Origin of the sequence: Streptomyces tropicalis (genome assembly GCF_029269835.1) — a bacterium.
Taxonomy (GTDB): domain Bacteria; phylum Actinomycetota; class Actinomycetes; order Streptomycetales; family Streptomycetaceae; genus Streptomyces; species Streptomyces tropicalis.
The window spans coordinates 243,362-268,171 of the sequence record NZ_JARJBB010000007.1 but is presented as its reverse complement, the minus strand read 5'-3'; the positions used below and the strand labels follow the sequence as shown (position 1 = coordinate 268,171).

At 74.4% G+C, this 24,810-nt stretch carries 22 protein-coding genes, 1 pseudogene and 1 riboswitch; of the genes and pseudogenes, 10 read left to right on the top strand and 13 right to left on the bottom strand.

Annotated elements, in window-relative coordinates; genetic code table 11:
• Positions 1–256 precede the first annotated feature (256 nt).
• A complete protein-coding gene (locus tag P3H78_RS16760; RefSeq protein ID WP_276109789.1) occupies positions 257–1,504 on the bottom strand; it encodes an LmeA family phospholipid-binding protein in 1,248 nt (415 codons plus the stop codon).
• Positions 1,505–1,935: 431 nt separating this feature from the next.
• On the opposite strand from P3H78_RS16760, the gene P3H78_RS16755 reads away from it, so the two are divergent.
• Both P3H78_RS16755 and P3H78_RS16750 read left to right on the top strand, forming a co-directional pair.
• Entirely contained in the window at positions 1,936–2,364 is a 429-nt protein-coding gene (locus P3H78_RS16755) for an SSI family serine proteinase inhibitor (protein ID WP_276109788.1), read from the top strand.
• Between the two features lie 172 nt (positions 2,365–2,536).
• On the top strand, positions 2,537–3,604 hold the full coding sequence (locus P3H78_RS16750) for a lysylphosphatidylglycerol synthase transmembrane domain-containing protein (RefSeq protein WP_276109787.1): 1,068 nt from the start codon (positions 2,537–2,539) through the stop codon (positions 3,602–3,604).
• Here the strand turns inward: P3H78_RS16750 and P3H78_RS16745 are convergent.
• From P3H78_RS16745 to P3H78_RS16730, 4 genes are all read right to left on the bottom strand, one after another.
• The gene (locus tag P3H78_RS16745) at positions 3,594–4,493 is read right to left on the bottom strand and encodes a carbohydrate ABC transporter permease (RefSeq protein ID WP_276109786.1); all 900 of its coding nucleotides are present in this window, start codon (positions 4,491–4,493) and stop codon (positions 3,594–3,596) included. The two genes, P3H78_RS16750 and P3H78_RS16745, sit on opposite strands and share 11 nt — an antisense overlap.
• Positions 4,490–5,533, bottom strand: coding sequence for a carbohydrate ABC transporter permease (locus P3H78_RS16740; protein ID WP_276109785.1), 1,044 nt, complete (start codon positions 5,531–5,533; stop codon positions 4,490–4,492). Before P3H78_RS16740 ends, P3H78_RS16745 begins: the two co-directional genes overlap by 4 nt.
• A 6-nt stretch (positions 5,534–5,539) precedes the next feature.
• Positions 5,540–6,784, bottom strand: a complete 1,245-nt coding sequence (locus P3H78_RS16735; RefSeq protein WP_276109784.1) for a sugar ABC transporter substrate-binding protein — start codon at positions 6,782–6,784, stop codon at positions 5,540–5,542.
• Between the two features lie 111 nt (positions 6,785–6,895).
• Complete coding sequence (locus P3H78_RS16730; protein WP_276109782.1) at positions 6,896–7,978, bottom strand: LacI family DNA-binding transcriptional regulator; 1,083 nt, start codon at positions 7,976–7,978, stop codon at positions 6,896–6,898.
• A 130-nt stretch (positions 7,979–8,108) separates the two neighbouring features.
• Between P3H78_RS16730 and P3H78_RS16725 the strand changes: the two genes are divergently transcribed.
• Positions 8,109–10,247: an amylo-alpha-1,6-glucosidase gene (locus P3H78_RS16725; RefSeq protein ID WP_276109781.1), complete on the top strand. Its 2,139-nt coding sequence runs from the start codon at positions 8,109–8,111 to the stop codon at positions 10,245–10,247.
• A gap of 50 nt (positions 10,248–10,297) precedes the next feature.
• Here P3H78_RS16725 and murQ read toward each other — a convergent pair whose 3' ends face one another.
• Complete coding sequence (gene murQ / locus P3H78_RS16720) at positions 10,298–11,194, bottom strand: N-acetylmuramic acid 6-phosphate etherase (RefSeq protein WP_276109780.1); 897 nt, start codon at positions 11,192–11,194, stop codon at positions 10,298–10,300.
• Between the two features lie 53 nt (positions 11,195–11,247).
• A complete protein-coding gene (locus P3H78_RS16715) occupies positions 11,248–12,195 on the bottom strand; it encodes a MurR/RpiR family transcriptional regulator (protein ID WP_276109779.1) in 948 nt (315 codons plus the stop codon).
• Positions 12,196–12,507: 312 nt separating this feature from the next.
• On the opposite strand from P3H78_RS16715, the gene P3H78_RS16710 reads away from it, so the two are divergent.
• From P3H78_RS16710 to P3H78_RS16690, 5 genes are all read left to right on the top strand, one after another.
• Positions 12,508–14,073, top strand: coding sequence for a sodium:solute symporter (locus tag P3H78_RS16710; RefSeq protein ID WP_276109778.1), 1,566 nt, complete (start codon positions 12,508–12,510; stop codon positions 14,071–14,073).
• 124 nt (positions 14,074–14,197) lie between these two features.
• Positions 14,198–15,430, top strand: coding sequence for an anhydro-N-acetylmuramic acid kinase (locus tag P3H78_RS16705; protein ID WP_276109777.1), 1,233 nt, complete (start codon positions 14,198–14,200; stop codon positions 15,428–15,430).
• A gap of 12 nt (positions 15,431–15,442) precedes the next feature.
• Positions 15,443–15,727: a hypothetical protein gene (locus P3H78_RS16700; RefSeq protein ID WP_276109776.1), complete on the top strand. Its 285-nt coding sequence runs from the start codon at positions 15,443–15,445 to the stop codon at positions 15,725–15,727.
• A gap of 143 nt (positions 15,728–15,870) precedes the next feature.
• Positions 15,871–16,392, top strand: coding sequence for an NUDIX hydrolase (locus P3H78_RS16695; RefSeq protein ID WP_276109775.1), 522 nt, complete (start codon positions 15,871–15,873; stop codon positions 16,390–16,392).
• A gap of 94 nt (positions 16,393–16,486) precedes the next feature.
• Positions 16,487–17,068 carry a GNAT family N-acetyltransferase gene (locus tag P3H78_RS16690; protein ID WP_276109774.1) on the top strand — a complete coding sequence of 194 codons (582 nt, stop codon included), beginning with the start codon at positions 16,487–16,489 and terminating at the stop codon, positions 17,066–17,068.
• A 46-nt stretch (positions 17,069–17,114) separates the two neighbouring features.
• Here P3H78_RS16690 and P3H78_RS16685 read toward each other — a convergent pair.
• Together P3H78_RS16685 and P3H78_RS16680 are read right to left on the bottom strand one after the other, a co-directional pair.
• Positions 17,115–17,773 (bottom strand): annotated as a pseudogene (locus P3H78_RS16685) (lamin tail domain-containing protein); the annotation flags it as partial.
• Positions 17,774–18,008: 235 nt separating this feature from the next.
• The gene (locus P3H78_RS16680) at positions 18,009–18,695 is read right to left on the bottom strand and encodes a DUF899 domain-containing protein (RefSeq protein WP_276109773.1); all 687 of its coding nucleotides are present in this window, start codon (positions 18,693–18,695) and stop codon (positions 18,009–18,011) included.
• Between the two features lie 145 nt (positions 18,696–18,840).
• Between P3H78_RS16680 and P3H78_RS16675 the strand changes: the two genes are divergently transcribed.
• Positions 18,841–19,020, top strand: coding sequence for a DUF6480 family protein (locus P3H78_RS16675; RefSeq protein WP_276109772.1), 180 nt, complete (start codon positions 18,841–18,843; stop codon positions 19,018–19,020).
• 40 nt (positions 19,021–19,060) lie between these two features.
• Here the strand turns inward: P3H78_RS16675 and P3H78_RS16670 are convergent, their stop codons facing one another.
• Positions 19,061–20,143 (bottom strand): sensor histidine kinase, encoded by a 1,083-nt coding sequence (locus tag P3H78_RS16670; protein ID WP_276109855.1) that lies wholly within the window; start codon positions 20,141–20,143, stop codon positions 19,061–19,063.
• A 56-nt stretch (positions 20,144–20,199) separates the two neighbouring features.
• On the bottom strand, positions 20,200–20,865 hold the full coding sequence (locus P3H78_RS16665) for a response regulator (protein ID WP_276109771.1): 666 nt from the start codon (positions 20,863–20,865) through the stop codon (positions 20,200–20,202).
• Between the two features lie 266 nt (positions 20,866–21,131).
• On the opposite strand from P3H78_RS16665, the gene P3H78_RS16660 reads away from it, so the two are divergent.
• Positions 21,132–22,520 carry a DUF418 domain-containing protein gene (locus P3H78_RS16660; protein WP_276109770.1) on the top strand — a complete coding sequence of 463 codons (1,389 nt, stop codon included), beginning with the start codon at positions 21,132–21,134 and terminating at the stop codon, positions 22,518–22,520.
• A gap of 288 nt (positions 22,521–22,808) precedes the next feature.
• Here the strand turns inward: P3H78_RS16660 and P3H78_RS16655 are convergent, their stop codons facing one another.
• The gene (locus P3H78_RS16655; protein WP_276109769.1) at positions 22,809–23,147 is read right to left on the bottom strand and encodes a phospholipase D-like domain-containing protein; all 339 of its coding nucleotides are present in this window, start codon (positions 23,145–23,147) and stop codon (positions 22,809–22,811) included.
• Positions 23,148–23,502: 355 nt separating this feature from the next.
• Positions 23,503–24,030: a hypothetical protein gene (locus tag P3H78_RS16650; RefSeq protein ID WP_276109768.1), complete on the bottom strand. Its 528-nt coding sequence runs from the start codon at positions 24,028–24,030 to the stop codon at positions 23,503–23,505.
• A 298-nt stretch (positions 24,031–24,328) separates the two neighbouring features.
• Positions 24,329–24,504, top strand: a riboswitch (M-box (ykoK) riboswitch).
• Positions 24,505–24,810 lie beyond the last annotated feature (306 nt).

Below are 24,810 nucleotides of genomic sequence, written 5' to 3'. Positions count from 1 at the left end.
GTGACCCGGCGTGTTCCGGTTCCGCGAACCCGGGTGGTCACCCGGCGTGCATTTCTGGCCGCATGTCAACGCGTCCGACCGCCCACGCGTACGGAAGGCGAAGACGACGCGCAGGGGTCCGCGACGCGCCGGGCCCCGCGCGGCCGCGACGGACGGCGCCCCGTCGCCTGCCTCCCGGCCTCTCCGGCCTCCACCGGGCGCCCCCTGCCGGACCCGGGCGACTCGGCCGGGCCGGGCGGGCGGAGGGGGACCGGGGTCAGCGTCCCAGCAGCAGCCCCGCCCCCGACACGTAGGCGCGGATGCCGTCCTTGTCCACGGCCAGCCGCTCCAGCCGCATGGTGCCCGACGGCGGCTTCGGGAGGCGGAAGGAGAAGGAGAAGCGGTCGGCGACCTGAGGGCGGGTCAGCTTGGTCAGGGAGGTGAGGAGGGACAGGTCGATCCCCAGCCGCTTCAGCAGCGCCGGGTGGGCGAGCGCCACGTCCACGAGGTTCATCCGGGTCAGGGCATGGAGGAAGCGGGGCACGCCGGTGAGGGCGTGGAGCTTGTCCTCGTCGTGCAGCGCGGTCCGCACGGCGCTGTCGGGAACCCCGAGGCGGTGCACGATCTCCGGTACGGCGAGGAAGGCCCTGATCCTCGCGGCCTCCTGGGTGAGCCGCCGGGCCGAGGCGCGGGTCAGGTGCAGGCCCTCGGAGGGTCCGGTGCCGGGCCGGTACGTCGCGAGGTCGCCGATGTCGAGCTGCATGCCGTCCACGGAGGTGGCGATGCCGAGGTCCCCGGCGCGCCGGATGCGGACGTCGGCCCGGACGCGCAGGTCGTTGCCGGCGACGCGCAGGGAGCCCCGGGCCTGGACCTTGTCGGGGCCCCGGGAGGTGAAGGCCACCTGCGAGGCGCCGAGTTCGCGGTCCAAGTCGGCGAAGGAGAGCAGGACCTGACCGTGCAGCTGCGGTACGAGCGCGCCACTCACCTGCGTCGGCCCGTCGCCGTCGATGCGGATGCCGCGGGCGGCGGCGGTGACCTGGGTGAGGGTGACCCGGTGGGCCGGGATGTCCGGGACGGTGATCCGCACCGAGTCCAGGCGCCGCGCGGCCAGTTGGGTCAGGAAGGGGAAACCGCCGATCCGGACCTCGGGCGCGGCGGCCAGGTGGAGCCGGTCCTTCAGCTGGTCGGACGCCTTGTGCTCGGCGTAGAGGAGGGCCCAGCGGTCGGCGAGGGTGACGAGGCAGGCGAGGGTGACCACCCAGGCCAGGACCTTGACCATCGTGGGCAGGCCCGTGGCGCGGTTGCGGCGCCGGCTGCCGCGCCGGTGGTTGGGCGGGGACCAGGGCTCCTCGGTGTCGTCGTCCCGGGGGATCGGCCGGGTGCCGTCGGTGAACATCTCCAGCGGGTCGTCCGCCAGCGCCGCCAGTTCGTCGTACGGGTTGCGGGAACCTCCTGGTGGAACCCGTTCGGGCGGTGGACCGTCCGACTGATCAGGATGATGCGCCTGTATGTGGGGGGTACGCATCGCCAGATTTGATCACAAGTCACCCCCCACGCCGCAAGTCCTGCAGGAGGTAAGGCGCAAAGCGACCCTTCGCGGTTCGTGCACGCGGGGAGGCGGCCGTCCGGGGGCCTGACGCGACGTCCGGACCCGGGCCGGCCCTGCCGTCGCCGCGCAGTTCGGCCGGCACCGGATCACGGCACCTCTTTCGGACGTACCCGGGCCCGCGGGATCAGGTCGGAATCCGACCCGCGCGGACCGTGCGCCGCAGGCCGGACCGGCCGAGGGCGGACGGATCCGGACATTCACGGACCGTCACATGCGCGCAAAAACGTGTGCGAACGCACAGCCGCACCCGGAGGAGACGGCACAATTCCGCAGCGGACAGACCCCGTTCGCCCGCGACCCCGCACCGGGTCCCGGAGGCGGACCCGCCGTCGAAGGAAGGAATTCGCATGCCCCGGAAGGCTCTGCGCTCCGCGGTCCTCGCCCTGGCGGCCGCGGCCACGACCGCGCTCCTGAGTGCCCCGGTCCACGCCTCGGGCCGGCCGGCCGCCGAGCCGTCCCCCGCACCGTACGCGCCCTCCGCCGTGGTCCTCGCCGTGAACCGGGCGGCGTCGGCGCCCGCACGCGCCGTCACCCTCACCTGCGCCTACGCTCCCGGCGGCACGCACCCGCAGCCCGCGGCCGCCTGCGACGCGCTCCAGCAGGCGCAGGGCCGGCTCGCCGCGCTCACTCCGGTGTCCGGCCCCCGGTGCAGCTTCCTCCTCCGGCCCGTCACCGTCACCCTGCAGGGCGTGTGGCGAGGCGTACACGTCGACGAGGAACGCACGTTCGCGAACGAGTGCGTCATGCGGAGCTACGGGCCCCTCCTGGCCTTCTGAGCCCGCTCGGCGCCGTCGGGCACCGCACGCGCCGGGCGGGCCGCGTGCTCCTCCTCGCCGACGGCGCCCACCACGAGCGACCGCAGCCGGCCCCGCGGTCCGCCGCCCCGGCGGCGGCACGACCCTGCTGTCGCTGCCCGCGCGGGAGGCGGAGTCGCCGTAGCGTGGCCGTGTGAGAGAGGAGACGGGCGCCACGGACGACGCCGCGGACCCGGCGCCCGGCCCACCGCCGTTCCGGGCCCGGCACCCCGTGTGGTGGCTGGTGTCGGCCGTGCTCGTGGTGGCCGCGGTCGCCCTCGCGCTGCACCGGCGGTACGACCTGGCCGCCGCCCTGCACCTGATCCCGACGGCCAGCCCGCCGCGCCTGGCGGCGGCGGCCCTGCTCGAGGCGCTGTCGGTGCTCTCCCTGGCGGCGCTGCAGCGCCGCCTGCTGGTGATGGGGGGCGCCCGGCTGGGACTCGCGGTGGTCACGGCCCTGGTCGTGGCCGCCAACGCCGTGGCCGGCGCGCTTCCCGGTGGCGCGGCGTTCGCGGCCGCATGGCAGTTCGGGCAGCTGCGGCGCCGAGGCGTGTCGCTGGTCCTCGCCGGGTCGGTCCTCGCCGTCTCCGGCGTGCTGTCCGCCCTCGCCCTGTTCCTGCTGCTGGTGGCCGGGGTCCTCGCCGGTGGCGCGGCCGGGCCCGCCGGGCTGCGGGCCGCGGTGCTGTGGATGGCGGCCCTCCTCGTCCTGCTCGCCGCCGGGGCGGCCGCCCTGTCCCGCTTCACGGCCGTCCGGCGCCGCGCATGGCGCGTGTGGCGCCGCATCGGGGTGCGCTCCCGCCGGATGTGGGGCATCGAGGAGCAGATGTCGCGGCTCGTCCGCCGTGTACGGGCGACCCGGCCGGGCCCGCGCCCCTGGCTCGCACCCTCGCTGCTGGCCCTGGCCAACTGGGTCCTCGACGCCGCCTGCCTCGCCGCCTGCGCCTGGGCGCTGGACGTCGCCCTGCCCTGGCGGGTGACGCTGACCGCCTACGCCCTCACCCAGATGGCCGGAGCGCTCCGCCTCACCCCCGGCGGCATCGGCATCGTCGAGACCGGCCTCGCCGCGCTCCTGGTCCTGTACGGACTGCGCCCCGACCAGGCCATCGCGGTCACCCTCCTCTACCGCATCGCCAGCTACTGGGCCCTGCAGCCGATCGGCTGGACGAGCTGGCTCGGCCTGACGCTCGCCGCCCGGCACGCCCGCCCGCACGTCATTCCTTGACCGCTCCCGCGTTGGCCCCCTGTACGAAGTACCGCTGGAAGCAGAAGAACAGCACCGCCACCGGAACCGTGGACAGCAGGGCCGCCGCCAGCTTCAGCGGGTACTGCGTGCCGCTGCCCAGTCCCCCCGACACGAACCGTGCGAGCCCCGTCGTCAGCGTCTCGTACTGGCTGGACTGGGTGGCCACCAGGAAGTGGGTGAACTCGTTCCAGGAGCCTTGGAACGACAGGATCGTCAGGGTGATGAGCGCCGGCCGCGCCATCGGCAGGACCACCGACCAGAAGACCCGGAACACGCCCGCGCCGTCCACCCGCGCGGCCTCCTCCACCTCCCGCGGCACCGACTCGAAGAACTGCTTCATGATGAAGACCCCCGCCGCGTCCACCATCAGCGGCAGGATCATGCCCGTGTACGTGTCGAACAGCCCGAAGGTGTTCAGCACCAGGAATTTCGGGATCAGCAGCGCCACTCCCGGCACCGCCATCACCCCCAGCACGAACCCGAACAGCAGCGAGCGACCGGGGAAGCGCAGCCGGGCCAGCGCGTACCCCGCCATCGAGTCGAACAGCACCCGCCCGGCCGTGACCACCACCGCGACGAAGGCGGAGTTGCCCAGCCAGTGCAGGAACGGCACCCCGTCAGCGGCCCGGCTCAGCCCGAACAGCCGCTGGTAGGCGGCGGTCGTCGGGGTGACGGGCACCGGCGACAGGGGGTGCGCGGCCGCGTCCGGATCGGTCTTGAAGCCCGTGACCAGCTGGAGGACGAACGGCAGCACGTACAGCAGGCCGAGGCCGGCGACCAGCGTCCAGCCCACCACCCGCGCCGGCAGCGGGAAGCGGCCCAGCACCGGCCGCCCCGGGGCCCGGACGGTCGCGTCCTTCACGGTCATCGGTTCCTCCGGGTGCGGGGCGTGCGCTCGCGCAGCGCGAGGCGCTGCAGCGCGGTCAGGCCGAGGATCAGGGCGAGCAGCACGAAGGCGATGGCCGCGCCCTGCCCGAAGTCGGAGTCCCCGAAGGCCGAGGAGTACGACAGGTAGGCCGGGGTCAGCGTCGTGTTGCCCGGCGCGCCACGGCTCATCACGTACACCTGGTCGAAGACCTGCCAGGTCGAGATCAGGCCCAGCGTCAGGACCAGGAACAGGACCGGCCGCAGCGCGGGCAGCGTCACGTACCGCAGCATCTGGAACCGGCCGGCGCCCTCGATGGCCGCCGACTCCTCCAGCTCGCGCGGGATGTCCTGGAGGGCGGCGAGGAAGATCAGCATGAACGTCCCGGACGTCGTCCACACCGAGAGCAGGATGATGGTGCACATGGCGACCGACGGCCCGGACAGCCACTGGTACCAGGACAGTCCCAGGATCGAGTGGTTCGCGAGCACACCCACGGGGTGGTCGGGATCCACCAGGCCCAGGGCGCCCAGCAGCAGCGACAGGACGCCGCGCGGGTCGGCGTACCAGTTCGGGCCCTTCACCCCCGCCCACGCCAGCAGCGTGTTGACCGCACCGCTGCCCTGGAACAGGAAGAGGAAGACGGTGGAGACAGCGATGGAGCTGGTCACGGACGGGAAGAAGAACGCGGTGCGCAGGGCGCTGCGGCCGCGCAGCATGCGCTGGTTGACGACGAGCGCCAGCACCAGGGCGAGGAGCGTCTGCAGCGGCACGGTGAGCAGCACGTAGTAGGCGTTGTTCCGCAGCGAGGTCGCGAACAGGGTGCGGTCCAGGCCGTCCTCGGTGAGCAGTGACCGGTAGTTGTCCAGGCCGACGAAGTGGGCCCGGCTGCTGAACGGGTTGGACTGGCCGTCCCAGTGCAGCAGGCTCACCCACAGCGCCATCAGGATCGGCAGGACGAGGAACAGGCCGAGGACGAGGACCATGGGGCTGACGAACAGCCAGCCCCAGGCGCCCTCGCCACGGCGTGCGGTGCGGGGCATGACGGTTCAGTCGCCCTTCGTCAGGGCCTGTCCGCCGTTGCGCTGCAGAGCGGCGAGGATCGTCTTCGGGTCGGTGGTGCGCAGCGACTGGAGATCCGTGTTGAACTGGCCCAGCACCTTGTCGAACCCGGCTATCGTCACCGGTCCCTGCGCGTACCGGGTGCCGTCGGCCCACGCCTTCGCGCCCGGGTCCCGCCGGGCGAACTCGGCCAGCGCACCGGTGCGGGAGGGCATGACGCCGAAGGCGTCGGCGAACGCGAGCTGCTGCTTGTCGGTGCTGAGGTACTTCACCAGGTCGACCGCGGCGGCGCGATGGGCGCTCCCGGTGGCCACGCCCCAGCAGTTGCTGAAGGCGAGCGTGGCCTTCCCGGCCGGACCGGCCGGCAGCTCCACCACCTTGTAGTCGACGCCGGGGTAGTCGAGCTTCATGGCCCCGGTGAGCCAGTTGCCCTCGATGGTCATGGCGGCCCGGCCCTTGCCGAAGGCCTCGCCGGCCCAGCCCGCGTCGACCTGCTGGGCGTACTTCATCACGCCCGACTTCAGCATCGACTGCACGAAGGCGAGCCCCTTCGCGTTCGCGGCGCTGTCGGCGGTCATCCGCTTCTGCCCCGGGTCCGTGACCCAGCCGCCAGCCTGCTTCATGAAGACGCCGAGGCGCTGGTACTCGTTGCTGGTGACCAGACCCGTGACCTTGCCCCCGGTCAGCTTGCGCGCCACGGTGGCGAGCTGGGCCCAGGTGGTCGGGTAGTCGCGGTCGGTCAGGCCGGCCTTCTTCCACAGGCGGGTGTTGACGGCCAGGGCCAGCGTGGAGGTGTCCTTGGGCAGGCACACCAGCTTGCCGTCATGGGTGAAGGAGGCCCGCAGCTGCGCGGAGAAGGCGTTCGCGTCGGGGATCCGGTCGCCGTAGGCGTACAGCGAGCCCGCCTTCGCGTAGTTCGCGAACTGGTCGGAGTTCACGTAGAAGACGTCCGGCGGCTTGTGGCCCGCGAAGGCCTGCGCGAGCTGCTGGTTCATGTCCTTGGCGACCTGCACGGTCACCGTGTTGCCGGACTCCTTCGCGTACGCGGCCGTCGCCTCCTTGACCGCGTCGGTCTCGGCGTCGCCCGAGGTGGCGATCAGCACCGTCAGGTGCTGCTGCCCGCCGCTGTCCTGGGTGGTCTTCGGGTCGTTGCCGAAGCTCGAGGAGCAGCCGGTGGCGGTCAGAAGTGCCGTACACGTGACGAGAGCGGCGGCGGCCGTGCGGGTGGTCATGTGTTCCTCCGGGGCTGAGGGGACGTGCGGCTCTGCCGGTGCCGCGGATGTCCGCGGCACCGGGATGGTGCGGGGGGTGCTGTGGGAGGCGGTGCGGGCCCGGCCCGCCGCCTAGGCGCCGTACGGCGGGGGCGGACCGTGCGGGTCCGGGCCGGTGTCCGGGCAGCTGTCGCGGATCACGAGGGAGGGCTCCAGCAGGAGGCGTTCCGGCGGGGCGTCGGCGTCGGCCATCCGCGCGAGCAGCAGGCGGACGCACTCCCGGCCGACCGCCTCCAGCGGCTGGGCGACGCTGGCGAGGCCGGGCGAGAGGATCGAGGCGGTGGGGGAGTCGTCGAAACCGATCACGGCGACGTCCCGGCCGACGGCGGCATCCCGCTCGCGCAGGGCCTGGTAGCAGCCGAGCGCCAGCATGTCGCTGGCCGCGACGACGGCCGTCGCCCCGGCGTCGAGCAGCGGCTTCACCGCGCCGCTCGCCGCCTCGACGTCGTCGACGCTCTCCACCCGCCGTCCGCGCGTGGGCAGTGCGTGCCGCCGCATGGCCCGCTGCCAGCCCCGGGCCCGGTCGTCGCCGACCCCGGAGCCGCGCGGCCAGCCGAGGAAGCCGATCCGGCGGTGCCCTGCGGCGACCAGGTGCTCGACGGCCGCGTCCGTGCCGAACGCGCCGTCGACGTCCACCCAGTCGCCGATCTGGCGCTTCGACCACATCCGGCCGAACCCGACGAACGGCACGCCCCGCTTGGCGAGCCACGCCTGGCGCGGGTCGTGAAGTGCCGTGCCGCTGAGGACGAATCCGTCGACCTCGTGCCGGCCGAGCAGGTCCTCGAAGCCGTGCAGCGTCGGATCGCCGGGCGGCGCCGCGAAGAGCAGGATCCGGTGGCCGGCCTCGTCGGCGGCCTGCGACAGGGCGTGCAGGAACCGGTCCATCACGGGGGCCGCGGTGGCGGCGGGGGCGGGCTGGACGCCGTAGCCGATGAGCCTGCTGGAGCGGGTGCGCAGCGCCTGCGCGGCCCGGCTGGGGCGGTAGTCCATCTCGTCGACGGCCCGGCGCACCCGCTCCAGGGTCTCGGGGCGCAGCCGGCCGGGGGAGTTGAGCGCGTTGGACACCGTCTGCGGCGACACTCCGGCCCGCCGGGCGACCATGGCGAGGGTCACCGGACCGCCCCTGGCCGAAGGGCTGCTGGTGGAGCGGGACATGAGGGTCTCCGACGGTGAAGGGCTGGCAGAGCAGAGTGGTTGCGATTTGAGCGTTCCAAAAGCATTGCCAGCGCTTTGTACAGGCACTTACTGTTTTTGGAACGATCTAACGCTGAGAGGCTCTTCTCTTTTGGACACCACTGTCAAGACCCAGGACAGCAGCAACCCGGAAGTGACGGACGCTCAGGACAGCGAGGGCCTGCAGCCGTTTCTGCACGACGCGGTCGTCACGCTCCACGCACCCAGCTTCGTGATCTCCCGCCCCGACGGCGGGCTCGGGTCCGGCGCCGACGGCTTCTTCCACGGCGACCGCAGGGCGCTCGCCCGGCTGGCCGTCACGGTCGAAGGAGTCCCGCTCGCCCCGGTCGCCGGCGGCTTCCGCGGGGCCGGGCACGCGGATTTCCAGGCCGTCCTGCGCGGTCTCGGCGAGACGACGCCGGACCCGGCGGTCGTCCTGTACCGCCGCCGCGCCGTCCGGGCGGGGCAGTGGGAGGAGAACCTCGAGATCGTCAACTCCGGGATCCGGCGCGTCGCGCTGCGGCTGACCGTCGCCGCCGGCACGGACCTGGCCCCGATGGAGGACGTGAAGTCGGGCCGCCGGCGGCCACCGGTGCCGGCCACGGCGGCCGGTCCCGGTGAACTGGCCTGGCAGCAGGACACCTTCGGGGTCCGCCTGGCCGCCGATCCGGCCCCCGCCGCCCTGGACGCCGCCGCGGGCCGGCTCTCCTACGACGTGCAGCTCGACCCCGGGGCCTCCTGGACGGCGCTCCTGCGCGTCACGGCGGCCCATGCCGACGGCGACCAGTTCCCCGGGGCCGGGCCCGGCACGGCGCCCTGGCGCACCCCGGCGCTGCACAGCGCGGACCGCCGCCTCGACCGGTGGCTGCGGCAGTCCGTCGCCGACCTCGACGGCCTGCGCCTGACCGACCCGCGGTCGGCGGAGGCCCCCGCGGGCCCGGAGCACCGCGCCGACCAGTTCCTGGCCGCGGGGGCGCCCTGGTTCCTCACCCTCTTCGGCCGCGACGCGCTGTGGGCCGCCCGCATGCTGCTGCCGCTCGGCACGGACCTGGCGGCCGGCACCCTGCGGACGCTGGCCCGGCGCCAGGGCACCACGACCGACCCGGACACCGACGAGCAGCCGGGCCGGATCCTGCACGAAGTGCGCCGCGGCACCCAGAACTTCACCGACGCCTTCGCACTGCCGCCGGTCTACTACGGCACGGTGGACGCCACCCCCCTGTGGGTCACCCTGCTCCACGACGCCTGGCGCTGGGGCCTCGACCCGGCGGAGGTGGAGCCGCTGCTGCCGCACGCCGAGGCCGCCCTCGCGTGGATGCGCGACCAGGCCGCGGCCGACGGCGACGGATTCCTCAAGTACGTCGACCGGACCGGCCGGGGCCTGGCCAACCAGGGCTGGAAGGACTCCGGCGACTCCATCCGCCACCAGGACGGCCGGCTCGCGGATCCGCCGATCGCGCTGTGCGAGGTGCAGGCGTACGCCCACGAGGCGGCCCGCGGCGGGGCGGCGCTGCTGCGGGCGTTCGGACGCCCGGGCGCCGACGCGTGGGAGGACTGGGCCCACCGGCTCGCCGGCCGCTTCCGCGAGCGCTTCTGGGTCGAGGACGCACACGGCCCCTACCCGGCGGTCGCACTGGACCGCGACGGCAGGCCCGTGGACGCGGTCACCTCGGCCTTCGGCCACCTCCTCGGCACCGGCCTGCTGAACGACGAGGAGAGCGCCACGCTGGCGGCCCGGCTCACCCGCGGCGACCTCGACTCCGGCCACGGTCTGCGCACCCTCTCCGGGGAGGCGGTGGGCTTCAACCCGTACGGCTACCACATCGGTTCCATCTGGCCGCACGACACCGCGATCGCCGTGCACGGCCTGGTCCGGGCGGGCTTCCCGGACGCGGCGGCGCCGCTGGCGGCCGGGCTGCTGGAGGCGGCGGACGCGTTCGGCGGCCGGCTGCCGGAGCTCTACGCCGGCCACGGCGGCGCGCCGGGCGCGCACCCCGCCCCCTACCCGGCGTCCTGCCGCCCCCAGGCGTGGGCCGCGGCCTCGGCGGTCCTGGTGCTGCGCGCCGCCCTGGGCCTCGACGCGGACGTCCCCGCCGGGACGGTCACCCTCGCGCCCGGATTCGCCCGGCGGTACGGCCCGTTGACCGTCACCGGGCTGCAGGTCGCCGGAGCGCGGATGGACGTCGAGGTCGCCGCGGACGGCACGGTGTCCGCGACCCCGCCCGCCGGGACGACCCTGGTCTCCGGCTGACCGGGCGGCGCCTCCCCGCGGCCGGCCCGGCCGCCGCGGGGAAGGGCGCGTCAGGTGCGGCCGAGGGCGGTCCGGGTGTCGCCGCCCGCGCGCTCGAGGCGCCGGGCGGCCTCCTCGGCGCTGCACGGGGCCAGGAGCATCACGACGGCCGTCTTGGCGTGGCCGCCGCACGCCCGCAGCGCCTCGGCGGCGGCGTCGGGGGCGGCCCCGGTGGCCTCGACGACGATGCGCCGGGCCCGGTCGACGAGCTTGTCGTTGCTGGCCCGGACGTCGACCATCAGGTTCCCGTAGACCTTGCCCACCTGCACCATCGACGCGGTGGAGAGCATGTTGCAGACCATCTTCTGGGCGGTGCCCGCCTTGAGCCGGGTGGAGCCGGTGAGGACCTCCGGCCCGGTCGGCACCTCGATCGCCACATCGGCGTGGCGGCTGACGACGGCATCGCGGTTGCAGGCCACCGACACCGTTGTCGCGCCGCGCGCGGCGGCGTGCCGCAGACCGCCCACGACGTAGGGGGTGCGGCCGCTGGCGGCGAGCCCGACCACCGTGTCGCGGGCGGTGAGGCCGATCGCGTCGAGGTCGGCCACCGCCCGCCCGGGCTCGTCCTCGGCACCCTCGACCGCCACCGCGAACGCGCCCGGACCGCCCGAGAGCAGGCCGACGACCTGCTCCGGGGAGGTGCCGAAGGTGGGCGGGCACTCCACGGCGTCGAGCAGGCCGATCCGGCCGCTCGTCCCCGCGCCCAGGTAGACCAGCCGCCCGCCGCGCCGCAGCGACACGGCGATCGCCTCCACGGCGGCACCGATCTGCGGCAGCGCCTCGCGCACCGCCTGCGCCACGGTGAGGTCCTCCGCGTTCATGACCGAGAGCAGCTCGGGCAGCGGCATGCGGTCCAGGTCGGTGGTCCGCTCGTTGCGGGTCTCGGTCTCCAGGGTGCTGAGGTCCACGACGCGGTCGTCCTTTCGCAGGTGGTGCCATGGCGGGAAGCGGGGGATCGCGGTCAGTCTCCGGCCGGTGTCCGGCGCTGCGGCGGGCGCCGCCTGCGGCGCTGGACCGCCCCGTAGGTCTTCTCGAGCGCCACCGTCGTGGCGTCGAAGGAGCGCTGCGCCACCCCGACGAACAGGCAGTCGATGACGGCGAGCTGGGCGATGCGGCTGACGGTCGCGCCCGAGCGGAAGGGCATCTCCCGGGCACGGGTCGTCAGCACCAGGTCCGCGCTCCGGGCGAGGGCGGAGTCCGGGGAGTTGGTGAGGGCGATGGTCGTGGCGCCCCGCTCGGCCGCGTCCTGCAGGGGCTCGACCGTGTCCTCGGTCTGCCCGGAGTGCGAGATGGCCAGGGCGACGTCGCCGGGCTGCAGGAGCGCGGTCGCGGTCAGGGCCGCGTGCCGGTCGGTCCAGATGAACGCCATGCGGCCGATGCGGTGCAGCTTCTGGTGCAGGTCCTGGCCGACGAAGGCGCTGGCGCCGACGCCGAAGACGTCGATCCGGCGGGCCCCCGCCACCGCCTCCACCGCGCGGTCCAGCACCGCCATGTCCAGCGCGGTGCCGGAGTCCTCCAGGGCGCGCACCTCGTTGTAGATGATCTTGCTGACGATCTGGTCCAGGGTGTCCGTGGCGCTGATGTCGGTGCCCGGCGCGGGGCGTTCGCCGCCGAGCGCGTCCTCGCGGGCGGCGGCCGCGGCCAGGGTGAGCCGCAGCTGCGGGTAGTTGGCCACGCCGACGGTCCGGCAGAAGCGCATCACCGTGGCGACCGAGGTGTCGGCCCGCTCGCCGAGGGTGCGGATGGACAGCTCCGACGCGTGCGCGGGATCGGACAGGACGGCCTCCGCGACCCGGCGTTCCGAGGGGGCCAGGGAGGGCAGCGCCGCGCGTATCCGTGCCAGCGTGCCGGCCGGCGTGGTGTCCTCCGCCGGCCGGGGCGGGGTGCGGGGTGGATCCTGGCGGGCCATGGGCCGTCCCTCCGAAGGCGCGTGGCGCCACAGTAGTCACGCTGCCCGGGTCCGTCAAAAATTTACGTACTGTGTTACGCGAGGTCACTTATTGACATGTGGAGGTCAGCCTTCTGATACTCGCTGCACCGCGATCCGCGCCCGTCGCCGTCCCGCCGGCCACCGCCCCCGCTCGAGGGCCCGCCCGGTGGCACGCGGCGGGCGCCGGCGGCCGCCGCGCGCACCCCACGTCGCCGGCGTCCGCCGGTCGGCGACCCTCCCGACCGTCCCCACCCCGTCGGCGTGACCGCCGGCCGTTGTTTAGGAGTGAGCGTGCGCCAACTCGACCTCGTCGTGGTCGTCGTCTACCTCGTGGCGATCGCCGTCATCGGACTGCGGCTGGCCGGACGGCAGCGGACCACGAAGGACTACTTCGTCGGCGAGGGCCACATGCCCTGGTGGACGGTCTCCTTCTCCGTGGTGGCCACCGAGACCAGCGTGCTCACCGTCATCAGCGTCCCCGGCGGCGCCTACAGCGGCCAGGGCTTCGGCAACGTCGAACTCGCCCTCGGCTACGTGATCGGCCGCGTCGTCGTGGCGACCGTGCTGATCCCGCTGTACAAGCGCGGCGGCTTCGTCAGCGCCTACCAGTACCTGGGCAGCCGCTTCGGCGGAAAGCTCCAGGGGCTGGCCTCCGTCACCTTCGTCGTCACCCGGCTCCTCGCCGAGGGCGTCCGGCTCTTCGCCTCCGCGATCCCCATCAAGCTGCTGCTCGACGAGTTCGGCGTCCACGCCGGCTACCGGCTCATCATCGTCGTCCTCACCCTGATCACCGTCGTCTACACCTACCTCGGCGGCATCAAGGCCGTGATCTGGACCGACGCCATCCAGATGGGCCTCTACCTGGGCGGCGCGATCCTCGCCGTCGCCGTGCTGTCCGCCCACGTCGGCGGCGACGGCTTCGCCCGCGCCCTGCACGCCGGCCAGTTCCGGCTCTTCGACACCGACTTCACCCCGGCGCACATCCTCACCAGCCCGTTCGCCCTGCCCACCGCGATCGTCGGCGGCGCCCTCTTCGCCATGGCCAGCCACGGCTCCGACCAGCTGATCGTCCAGCGCATCCTGGCCACCCGCTCGCTGCGCGACGGACAGAAGGCGATGATCGCCTCCGGTGTCTTCGTCACCGTCCAGTTCGCGGCCTTCTCCCTCGTCGGCGCGCTGCTGTGGTCCTACAACCGCGGCAGGAGCTTCACCGACCTCGGCCTCAGCAGCTCCGACAACCTCTACCCGAACTTCATCCTGCACGGCCTCCCCGTCGTGGTCTCCGGCCTGCTCGTGGCCGGCATCCTCGGCGCCGCGATGGGCTCGCTGTCCTCCGCCCTGAACTCCATGTCGAACTCCACCGTCGCCGACATCGTGCACAACCTCTTCCGCGCCACCCCCTCCGAGGAGTTCCTGCTGCGGCTCGCCCGCGTGATGACCCTGGTGTGGGCGGCCCTGATGGCGGTTTTCGCCTGCGCCTTCAGCGCCGGCACCGGCAACGTGTACCTCACCGGTCTCACCATCGCGGGATACACCTACGGCGCACTGCTCGGCGCCTTCCTGCTCGGCCGGACCGTCAGGCGCGCCAACCAGACCGACGCCGTCGTGGCCTTCCTCGTGACGATCGGCGTCATGACGTACATCGTCCGCAGCGTGAAGATCGACGTCACGACCGCCGGCGCCACCGTGCCCACCGCCATCGCCGCGCAGTGGCTGGTACCCATCGGCGTCGCCGTCACCCTCGCCGCCGGCGGCCTGATGAGCCTGCTGCACCGCGCACCCGAGGCGTCCGCCGCACCCGACGGCGCGCCCGGCGGCCACCCCGACCGCCTCGCGACCGCCGCCGGCCAGGACTGACGACCCCTCCCACCGGGTGCGGGGCCGGCCGCCGCCCCGCACCCGCCCCGTCCCGCCCTCTCCCGGGAGACGCCTTGCCCCAGCCCACCCGGCCCGCCGCCCCCCGCACACACCGGGAGACGCCGTGCGCGTGATCGGCCTGATGTCCGGCACCTCCTACGACGCCATCGAGGCCGCCGCCGCGGATCTCACCCTGGACGGCGACACCCTGCACCTGAGCCCGCTCGGCCACCTCTCCGTCCCCTACCCGGACGACCTGCGCAGCCTGATCGCGGCCACCCTGCCCCCGGCCGCCACGACCACCGCGGCCGTCTGCGCTCTGGACACCGGCATCGGCCAGGCCTTCGCCGGCGCCGCCGAACGTGCACTGCGCGACCTGTGCGACGGCACCGCGGACCTCGTGGTCTCCCACGGCCAGACCCTGCACCACTGGGTCGAGGACGGCACCGTCCGCGGCACCCTCCAACTCGGCCGGCCCGCCTGGATCGCCGAGGCCACCGGACTTCCCGTCGTCTCCGACCTGCGCAGCCGGGACGTGGCCGCGGGCGGCCAGGGCGCCCCGCTCGTCGGCCTGACCGACGCCCTCCTGCTGCGCGCCCTGCCCGGCACCCCCGCCGCCCTCAACCTCGGCGGCATCGCCAACATCACCGTCCTCGCCGCCGGAGCCGACCCGCTCGCCTTCGACACCGGCCCCGCCAACGCCCTCCTCGACGCGGCCGTCCACCACTTCACCGGTGGCGCCGCCGCCTGCGACGAGGACGGCCGCCGGGCCGCCGCCGGCCGCACCAGCCCCGAGCTGCTCCGTGCCCTCCTCGCCGACCCCTACTACCGCCGGCCCGCGCCGAAGAGCACCGGCAAGGAGCACTTCCACCTCCCCTACCTGCACCGCGCTCTCGACGCCCTGTCCGGGCCCCGGCCCGGCGCCGACGACGTCCTCGCCACCCTCACCCGGCTGACCGCGATCACGGTGGCCGACGCCTGCCGCGCCCACCGCGTCACCGAACTCGTCGTCTCCGGCGGCGGCACCCGCAACCCCGAACTGATGCGCCGCCTTGGCGAGGAACTCCCCGGCGTCCCCCTGCACCCCAGCGACGACCTCGGCCTGCCGTCCGACGCCAAGGAGGCCCTGGCCTTCGCCGTCCTCGGCTTCCTCACGGTCCACGGCCTGCCCGGCACCCTCCCCTCCGGCACCGGCGCCCGCCACGCCAGCCTGCTCGGCAGCATCACCCCCGGCCGGTCACCGCTGCGCCTGCCCGAACCGGCCACCCGTGCACCGCACCGCCTGCGCGTCACCCGCCCCGCCCACCCCACCTCCAGGACGGAACACGATGAGACGCAGCAGCCCGCGAGAACCTGAAGCAGCACGTCCGTGACCGCCTCCCGGCCCCCCGGCGCGCTCACCGACCCGCCGGCCAACGCCTTCGTCCCGGTGGCCGACTGCTGGGTCTGCGCCCTCCTGCACACGGTCGCCCGCGTGGCCTGGCACGGCGAGTCCGGACTGACCCTGCGCGACTGGCTGTCGGTGACCGCGAGCGGCATGCACCACCGCGTGGCCGACCACCGCCTCGAACCGGCCGCGCCCGATCCGCCCGCCGGCACGACGGTCCGCGCCCCGCACCGGCCGGCGCGGAGGAGACGCGGATCGTCGCGCTGACGGTCCGTCACAGGACGTACGGCCCCGGTGTCCGCGGGCGGGTCAGCGCCGTTCACAGCCCCGCCGGGCGCCGGTCCGGTCATGGCCGCGGGGCCCGCCGCACGTCCGGTCCCGGTGTCAGTGCCGTCTGGGAGGGTGGGCTCGTGGACGAGTGGGCGGACGAATGGGTGGAGCGGGTCGACGAGCACGACCGGGTGCGAGCGGTCGTACGCCGTGACGAGGCGGTCCGTCATGGCTGGCTGCACCGGGTCGCCGTGACGTTGTGCACGGACGGAGGCGAGCGGATCCTCGTCCACCGCCGCTCCGAGCGCGTCGCCCGGTTCCCGGGTTGCTACGAGGCCGTGCTCGGCGGTGCCGTCGCCGTGGGCGAGTCCTACGAGCAGGCGGCGGAGCGGGAGCTGGCTGAGGAACTGGGCGTCGCGGTCCCCGTCCGCTTCGTGCTGAAGTTCCTGAACCGCGCCGGTCTCAGCCCCCACTGGCTCGGGGTTCACGAGGCGGTCGTCGTCCCGGTCGAGGTGAGACCGGATCCCGGCGAGGTGATGTGGCACGACTGGCTGACGGCGGTCGAGCTGGCCCGGTTCATGCGACAGCACCCGTTCACTCCGGACAGCGGTGCCGCGTTGGGTCGTTACCGCGAGGCTGTCCGGCGACGGCCGATCTGCTGAGCCGCACACGGCGCCGGGCGCGAGTGACGGCCCCTCGGTGCCCCCGGCCGGACCTCCGTTGGCACGTGCACGCGCCGTGTGGAGAATCGGGCGCGTGCAGATCCTTTCGTTCCCCGAGCAGGCAACCCCTCTCGCACTGCGGCTGCAGGTGCGGGAGATCCAGGAGCAGGTGTGGCCGTCGCCGCCCGGAGCGGAGCCGCCGCCGCAGGCCCCCGTCCACGATCCCGCACTGCACCCGTGGTCGATGCTGCTCGTCGAGGACGGAACGGTGCTGGCCGCCCTGGACGTCCTCTCCAAGGAGATCGTGCACGCCGGCGGGCGCTACGCCGCGGGCGGGCTGAGCACCGTGGTCACGCGCCGCGCCTCCCGTGGCCGCGGCCACGGGAGGCGCCTGGTGGCGGCGGCCCGTGAGGAGATGATCGCCCGCGGGCTCGACCTGGGACTCTTCACCTGCGACAGACCGCTCCGGGAGTTCTACGAGAGCGCCGGATGGCGGCACCTTCCCGGAGCGGTCCTCATCGGAGGGACGCCCGACGACCCCTTCCCCAGCGACCGGCCCGGATTCGACAAGGTCACCATGGCCGGCTTCTTCACACCGGACGCACGGCGGGCCGAGCCGTCGTTCCGGGACAGCCGCATCGCACTGCACCCCGGAGTCGTCGACAGGCTGTGGTGATCTCCGACGCGCGGGGTGCACCGCCGGCGCACGACGACGGCGCACCCGTCGACGGGCGACGTCCGCGCACGAGGCGCCACAGCCTCCCGGAGTGCTGGGCGCCCCACATCACGCCCCCCTCCTGGTACAGGCCGCTGAGGTCCCTGCCGAAGACATGGGACGCGTCGGCCGTGGTCACCGAGCTGCCGCCGGGCCACGCCACCGAGTTGGTGCCCCCGGACCCGCCGCCGCAGGCGTTCGGTGCGCCCAGGGTGAGCGCGGCCCACTGGAACGGACCCGTGCCGTCCGGGCACCGCGACCAGGACGGAGCGGAGTGCTCGGTCCACGCGAGGCCGTCGACCGGCGTCCTGCCGTCCGGCAGGTACGGGCGCGCCACGTCGTCGGATCCCGGACCGAACGCGCCGTGCACGTCGAAGGCACGGACCCCGCCGGGGCCAGAGAGGTCCCGGAGGCGATCGTGGACGCCGAACTGTCGTTGTCGTCCTTCAGGATCCAGCCGGACACGTCGACCGTGCCGGTGCCCCTGGTGTACGGCTCGACCGAGTCGTCGACGCTCCCGGTGGTCACCACCTCGTTGATCCGGACGTCGTCCGCCGGGGCCGCGTGCGCGGGCGCGGCGGTCACCGGTGCGGCGGCCGGCGCCGGGACGGCGATCACGAAGAAGGCAGGACTGCGGCGCCCGTGGCGTCCACGCGATGCGGTCACGACGTCCGTCCGGGAGTCGGTGGGCCGGGGCGGCACGACCGTCCAGGCCCGTCACCCAACAGGCCTTCGCCTGACCGCGGTTGCCCGGTGAACGGTGACCGCACAGTCGGCGCGCCCCGTGTCGACCGCGTCCCCGTCGCCGCGCACGGGGCCGCGGGCTCCGCCCACCGGCCCCGCTGAACCGGCCGGACGGAAGCCGGGCGGCACCGTGAAGGGCCGCGCGCCGCCCCCCGGTTCAGGCGTCCGGGCCGTAGCGCGCGGCGATCTCCTCGGAGCCGCTCCACCGGCTGTACGTCGGCGACTGCGGCCACCCGTCGGGGGAGTCCTGCCACTCCTCCTGCCGCCCGTAGGGCAGCAGGTCGATCAACGCGAAGGAGTGACCGAGCTGCTCGGTGCCCCGGCCGTCGGTGTGCCAGGTGCGGTAGACGGTGTCGCCGTCGCGCAGGAACACGTTGACGGCGAAGCCCCCACCGGGCGGCGCGCCGACGTCCCCGCCGAAGGGACTGCCGGCCGTGGAGTACCAGGGCATCCTGTTCCCGACCCGCCGCCGGTAGGCCAGCGCCTCGTCGATCGGCCCCTGTGTGACGACGACGAACCGGGCGTCGTAGGCCTGCAGGAACTCCAGCCGCGTGAACTGCGAGGTGAACCCCGTACACCCCGGGCACTGCCACGTCTCGCCCGGGAACCACATGTGGTGATAGACGATCAGCTGCTTCCTGCCGTCGAAGACGTCGGCCAGCCGCAGGGGGCCGTCCTCGCCCTCCAGGACGTACTCGGGCATCTCGACCATGGGCAGGCGGCGGCGCCGTGCGGCGATCGCGTCCAGCTCCCGGGTCGCGGCCTTCTCCCGGACCCGCAACTCGTCGAGTTCCCGCTGCCAGGTGCCGGCGTCGACGACGGGCGGTAGTGCGTTGGCGGTCATGTCCCTCACCGATCATTCGCGTGACAGGCTGTCCTGGTAGTGACCCCGCGGCGGCGCAGGACTCATCGGTGCGTCGACGGACCGGTGCGGCGGGCGGCCGCCGGCAGCGGGTGCGGCGCCCGTACCCCCGGGGGAGGATGCTGCTATGGATTCACTTCCTCCCCCGGGCGAGACCCCTCCCGCGGAGGGTTCGATCGCAGAGGCTCATCAGGAGCGGCCGGACGGCGGAGTGTGGGAGCACCCGTACTTCTGGCTGGGCCTGATCGTCCTGGGATCCGTCATCGTGGCCGGGTTCTTCGTCTTCCGCGTCGTCGACCTGGTGTAGGCCGCCGCGCCGCCACCCGGACCGGACACCGTCCGGCCGGTCACCCCTCGTGGTCGAGGGGCAGGTCGAGACTGAGCCGGTAGCCGCCGTCCTCCGTGGGCCCGGCGCTCAGGGTGCCGCCGAGGAGGGCGGCGCGCTGGCGCAGGCCGGCCAGGCCGTGGTGGGCGCTGGGCAGGGGCAGCGCGGGACGGGTGGGCGCGGTGTTGGTGACCGTGGTCCGGACCGTGTCGTGCGTGCGCTGGATGCGGATGGCCGCCGACGCCCCGGGAGCGTGCTTGCGGGCGTTGGTCAGGGCTTCCTGGACCGTGCGGTAGACGGCGCGCTGCACCGTGGGCGGCAGGTCGGCCGGCAGATCGGGATCCAGTTTCGCGTCCAGGCCGCTGCCGTCGACCAGCCGCTGCAGGTCGGCGAGGGACGGCTGCGGGGTGAGTTCCGTCGGGCGGCTGCCGGAGGCGCGCAGCACACCGACCATGTGCCGCAGCTCGTCCAGCGTCTGCACACTGAGCCGCCGGATCGCGGCCGCGGCCTGCCGGGTCTCGGCGTCCGGGCCGCCGACCTGGAGCGCCCCGGCCTGGACGGCGATCAGGCTGACCTGGTGCGACACCACGTCGTGCATCTCCCGGGCGAGCTGCGCGCGCTCCGTGGCCAGCACGCTCTGCGCGGTCAGCAGCCGCTCGTGCTCGCGGGCCTCGGAGATCTCGGCGAGCCGCAGGGACAGCTCGCGCCGGGCCTGCACCAGCCGGCCCAGGAAGACGGGGGCGGCCGCGGCGGCCAGGGTGTAGCCGAGGTGGACCAGGCCGGACGTGCGGGCCAGGTCGTCGGTCTCCATCGACGACCACGGCCACGGCAGGAAGTCGGTGATCGCGTAGGCCAGGGCGCAGCAGGCGGGCAGGACACGCCGCCGGCTGAGCGAGGCCAGGGTGTACAGCGCGACCGTCGGTGCGACCACCGCGTCGCTGACCAGGGCCGTCGGCAGCGTCAGCACGAACGTCGTCAGCGGAAGCCGGCGGCGCACGGTCAGCGCGAGTGCGGCCAGGAGCGCGCAGGACATGGCCGCCCGCTGCCCGGGGTCGACGTGGACCCACGCGTCCGCCAGCGCGACCAGCACCAGGGCGGCGTCCATCAGGCCGTCCCGCACCACGGTCGCGTCCCGCGGGCTGTCCCGCACCCGGCGGGAGGTCAAGGCGTCCGCCCGCTCCGCAGCGCCCCGAGAAGCCCCGCCCGCTCGGCGATCAGCGCCGCCTGCACACGACTGCCGACCTGCAGCTTGCTGAACACGGCGCTGACGTGCCCCTTGACCGTCCCGGTGCTCAGATGCAGGCGCTCGCCGATCTCACCGTTGGCGAGCCCTTCCGCCATGAGCAGCAGGACGGCACGCTCCCGGTCGGTCAGCCGGTCGGTGAGACGGGCGGCCGGCTCGCGCGCCCCGTGGCCCAGGAAACCGTCCACGACGGTGCGGGTCACCTCCGACGACAGCACCGTCCCGCCCTCGGCCAGCGCCCGCACCAGACACGGCAGCTGCTCGGGATCGGTGTCCTTGAGCAGGAAGCCGGCCGCGCCCGAGCGCAGCGCCGCCGCCACGTAGTCGTCGGCGTCGAACGTGGTCAGCATCGCCACCACCGGAGGATCCGGCAGCCGGCGCAGCTCCGCCAGCACGCTGAGCCCGTCGACGTCCGGCATCCGGATGTCCAGCAGCACCACGTCGGGACGCAGTTCCCGCACCGCCCTCACGGCCTCGTCGCCGGAGACCGCCGCGACGACGTCGAGGTCGCCGGCCGCGTCGAGGATGTGCGTGAAGCCCGTACGGACCAGGGCTTCGTCGTCGACCACCAACACCCGGATCAAGTGCGCTCCGCTCACCGTGGGCCCGCTGTCCTGCCGTCCGTGGCGTACCACCCGGCGGCGCCCGGGCAGCGGGCCCGGCGCGGTATCCCGCCGGATGGCGGCGCGATCTCAGCCGGTCGGCTGGCGCGCACCCGCCCGGACGGCCGCCCGGCTCCCTCGGCAGGATCGCCCGGCCGGATGGCGGGGGAGGGTCCGGCCGGTCGGCGGGGTGTCCCCGGACGGTCGGCCCGGTGCCGTCCGCGCGCCGGGCGGCAATACCTGAGGGCATGACGCGCAATGCATCGTGGGCCGTGGACGGGTCACCTGCCGCGGCCGGGGCGCACGGGCCGCCGCTCGGGCGGCCGCCGCGGATCAGGAAGACGTCCGGACGGCCGGACCCCGCCCGTGCCCCGGCCCCGGGCCCCGCCCGCGCCCCGGCCCCGCACTCCGGCACCGTCGAGGATCCGGCCCCGGACACCGGCCCGGGCCGCGCCCGGGCCCTCCCGGGACGGCTGATCGGCATCGACCTGGCTCGCGGCCTGGCGGTCTTCGGCATGTTCTCCGTGCACGTGGGCCCCGAGCCCACGGTCGGCGGGCCGGTGGGCTTCGCCCTGGAGGCGGCGCGAGGCCGCTCGTCGGCCCTCTTCGCGCTGCTCGCGGGCTTCTCCCTGATCATCATCACCGGGCGGCCACGACCCCGGACCGGACGCGAGGGCCGACAGGCCGCGGCCCGGGTGGTCATCCGCGGCATCGTCCTCATCGCCCTCGGCTACGCCCTGACCGCCCTCGACGGCCCGGTGAACGTCATCCTCAGCTTCTACGGGCTGCTCTTCCTCGTCGTCCTGCCGCTGCACCGGCTGCGGGCGCGGACCCTGGCCGCGATCGCCGCGGCGACCGCGCTGGCCATGCCCCCGGTCCTGTACACGGTGCGGGCGGCGGCCCAGGACGGCCACGGGCTGGACGCCGTGACCGCGTGGGACCCGCTGGCCCGGATCACCGGCACCGACGGTGTCACCGAACTGCTGTTCACGGGCGACTACCCCGTGCTGACCTGGATGCCGTTCATGCTCGCGGGCATGGCCGTGGCCCGGCTCGACCTGGCGCGCCCCGGTGTCCGCCGTCGGCTGACCCTGGCCGGCGGGGCGCTCGCCCTGCTCGGCTACGGCGGTTCCTGGCTGGCCCTGCATCTGGTACCGCGGGCCCTCACCACGGTCGCGGCCGCGACGGGCGCCGGGTCCGCGTCCTCCGCGTGGTGGTCCGACGCCGTGGGCGAGCCCCCGAGACGCGCGCCGTCGGCCTGGCTCCTGGTGGCCGCACCGCACAGCGAGACGACGTTCTCCGCCGTCGGCAACACCGGCATCGCCCTGATGGTCGTGGCCGCGTGCCTCACGGTCGCCGACCGGCTGCCCCGCGTGACCCACCTCGCCGCCCCCGTCGCGGCGGTCGGCATGACGGCGCTGACGGTCTACGTCCTGCACGTCGTCGCGCTGTGGTTCTTCGACGACGTCTGGTACGTGGTCCCGGTCGACGACGACGGCATGGCCGCGCTGCCGGTGCTCCTCGGCTTCGTCGCGGCCGCGGTCCTGCTGGCGACCGCGTGGACACGGCGGTTCCGGCGCGGCCCGCTGGAGCACCTCCTGCACCTCGCCACCCGGCCCGCCCGGCTCGTCAGGTGAGACGCGGCGGGCCGGGAGAAGGCCAGGGACGTGCGACGGGACAGGGGCGGGCCGCCCGGAGGCAGCTCGCGCCGGGTACGGGCGGCCCGCCCCGCTCGGACTCCGCCCGCCCCCGTTCGCGCCACTCCCGCAGCACTCGAATCGGACGGCGCACCCGAGCCCGCCCCCGCCCCCGGAGCGGCACAGTCCGGAGCCCCCGCCCGGCAGAACTCCCCCTCCAGCACGGTGGCCGTGTCGCCGGTCCGGTGACCTTCCCGGGACGCGCTCCGGCCCCGCCCCCCGCCGCCGTCACTGCGGGCAGATGCCGCGCGCGTAGTCGTAGGTGGCCGTCGTCTGCGAGTACGTCCACTGCGGGGCCGGCGGCGCGGACTTCAGCTGCCCGGCGGCGGCCGGGCTCTCCACGACGTACCCGAAGTCCTGCAGCCGGGCCGGGTAGAGGTTCTTCGAGCCGAGGTAGAAGGCCGAGCCGTCCACCGACACCAGTTTGTGGTGCTGGGCGTACGGCTTCCCGTCGGCCCACATGGGCCTGCCGGAGGAACGGTTGGAAGCCGGCTGGAGGTTGGCACACAGGGCCGACCGGGCCTGCGCCGGGTCGCCCGTGCTGCGCTCCAGGCGGTCGCGGAGCACGTCACGCAGCACACCGAGGTGCCGGTGAGACGGGATAAGGGACGGGACCGGGTCCGGGGCAACTTTCGCGCCCTTGCCGGGAGATCACAGCACGGCCGACGCCCCGGACAGCACCCGGCACCGGACCGGATCCGGCGCACGGCGGCCGCCGGGCCTACGGATGATCATGAGAATCCACCAGCAGGGGAGTTCACCGCCGGGAGACGGCTCACAGAGCGCGGTCACCGGCGCACGAGCGCCCGCCCCTCACCGAGGGACGGGCGCAGGCGCGTCCAGGGCGGCGCGCTCCCGGGGACGGAGGCCCCGAGCCGCTCGGCACCGTCGGTGTGCCGAGCCGCCGCGCGCCGTGGGCGGTTCAGCCGATGCCGGTCACCTGAAGGGCGGTCGTCCAGTCGGTGCGGATGGCGTTGCGGGCCGAGGCGAGGGTGATGGTGCCCTTGCAGACGGCGTTCTTCAGCTTGGTCTCCACCCCGTCCTTGGTGGAGGAGGTCTTCGTGCCGTAGTGCGGCTCGGGCCACAGGTTCTGCGGGTCCCGCGGTGCGCCGCCGAGTTCGAGCGGGACGAGGTGGTCCTCCTCGTAGTCGGACATGCTGGTGTCCGCGTACCCGTAGTCGATGATGCCCTGCGCCTTGAGGGGGTTCGTGTACGAGGTGGGCGGCCGGACGGTGCTGGTCCACCCCGAGACGCATATCGTCGAGCCGATCGTGGACTGCGTGACGTCGGGGTTGTATGCGCCGGGGGTGCACGACGAGTCGGGGAGGGGGAGGTAGGCCTGGGAGCAGCCGGCGGCGACCGCGGGACCGGGGGCGGCGCCGACGACGATCCCGGCTGCGGCCAGGGCGAGTGCTGAGCTGGTGGCGGCGATGCGTGCGAGAGCAGACATGGGCACTCCGGCTGTCGGTCCCGGAGATGGGGTTCCGGGAGTCAGGTACATGACAGCGCAGGCGGGACTACGCGGGTAGACACCCGGAGGTGAAGAGCGCGTGAGCGAAAAATGGCCACACTGTGTGCGCCGCCCCGGCCCTGCGGCGGGCATCGCGCGCCGGCGGGCCCCGCACCCACGGGGTGCACACGGCCGTGGACTTCGGAGGACGGTCAGATTCGCGTAGGAGTCAGGTCAAGGCGCGGTCATGGCCGCGCGGGGCCCGGCGCCCGGGACGTATCCTTGATCCGGTTTTGATCGGACACCTCGTTCGGTGAGGCGTCTTCACGGATACAGGCCACTGATCCCACCCGTCGAGAGACGCTCCGGATCAGGACAGGTCTCCCCGGCCCAAGGGGTGACCCCAAGTGGCTTCCCCGGCACGAGCGGGGACACGCCGTGGAGTGCCAAAGCTCTGACGAGATGGGGTGCACCGGGAGCTGCCTCCCGGTCTCCCCTTGCCGCACGGCCGTCGCGACCCGCGCGGCCCGGACCGGGAGGAGGCGGAGTTGGACAGTAGTCCGGGCCACAGTCGGCCCCTCTCCGTGTTGTCCCCGCCGTCCTTCCGCGGCCCCGGGCAGCCCTCCCTCTCCCTGTGATCCGGCGCCCGCCGGGCCCCGGCGCGGGCGCACCCGTGCCCGGGCGTGGCGCGCAGGCGCGCACCCGCGCACCACGGCACCGGTGACAGGGGCGGGAGCGCCGCCGGGCCGCCCGTTGCCCCGCCCTCGCGGGGCAGGGGGG

Excerpts from the sequence above, each read along its gene's own strand:
- P3H78_RS16675 (WP_276109772.1), top strand. The coding sequence starts at position 18,841 with ATGGATTCACTTCCTCCCCCGGGCGAGACCCCTCCCGCGGAGGGTTCG.
- P3H78_RS16670 (WP_276109855.1), bottom strand. The coding sequence starts at position 20,143 with ATGGACGCCGCCCTGGTGCTGGTCGCGCTGGCGGACGCGTGGGTCCAC.
- P3H78_RS16745 (WP_276109786.1), bottom strand. The coding sequence starts at position 4,493 with ATGACCGTGAAGGACGCGACCGTCCGGGCCCCGGGGCGGCCGGTGCTG.
- P3H78_RS16740 (WP_276109785.1), bottom strand. The coding sequence starts at position 5,533 with ATGCCCCGCACCGCACGCCGTGGCGAGGGCGCCTGGGGCTGGCTGTTC.
- P3H78_RS16760 (WP_276109789.1), bottom strand. The coding sequence starts at position 1,504 with ATGCGTACCCCCCACATACAGGCGCATCATCCTGATCAGTCGGACGGT.
- P3H78_RS16680 (WP_276109773.1), bottom strand. The coding sequence starts at position 18,695 with ATGACCGCCAACGCACTACCGCCCGTCGTCGACGCCGGCACCTGGCAG.
- P3H78_RS16660 (WP_276109770.1), top strand. The coding sequence starts at position 21,132 with ATGACGCGCAATGCATCGTGGGCCGTGGACGGGTCACCTGCCGCGGCC.
- P3H78_RS16755 (WP_276109788.1), top strand. The coding sequence starts at position 1,936 with ATGCCCCGGAAGGCTCTGCGCTCCGCGGTCCTCGCCCTGGCGGCCGCG.
- P3H78_RS16650 (WP_276109768.1), bottom strand. The coding sequence starts at position 24,030 with ATGTCTGCTCTCGCACGCATCGCCGCCACCAGCTCAGCACTCGCCCTG.
- P3H78_RS16715 (WP_276109779.1), bottom strand. The coding sequence starts at position 12,195 with ATGGCCCGCCAGGATCCACCCCGCACCCCGCCCCGGCCGGCGGAGGAC.
- P3H78_RS16735 (WP_276109784.1), bottom strand. The coding sequence starts at position 6,784 with ATGACCACCCGCACGGCCGCCGCCGCTCTCGTCACGTGTACGGCACTT.
- P3H78_RS16730 (WP_276109782.1), bottom strand. The coding sequence starts at position 7,978 with ATGTCCCGCTCCACCAGCAGCCCTTCGGCCAGGGGCGGTCCGGTGACC.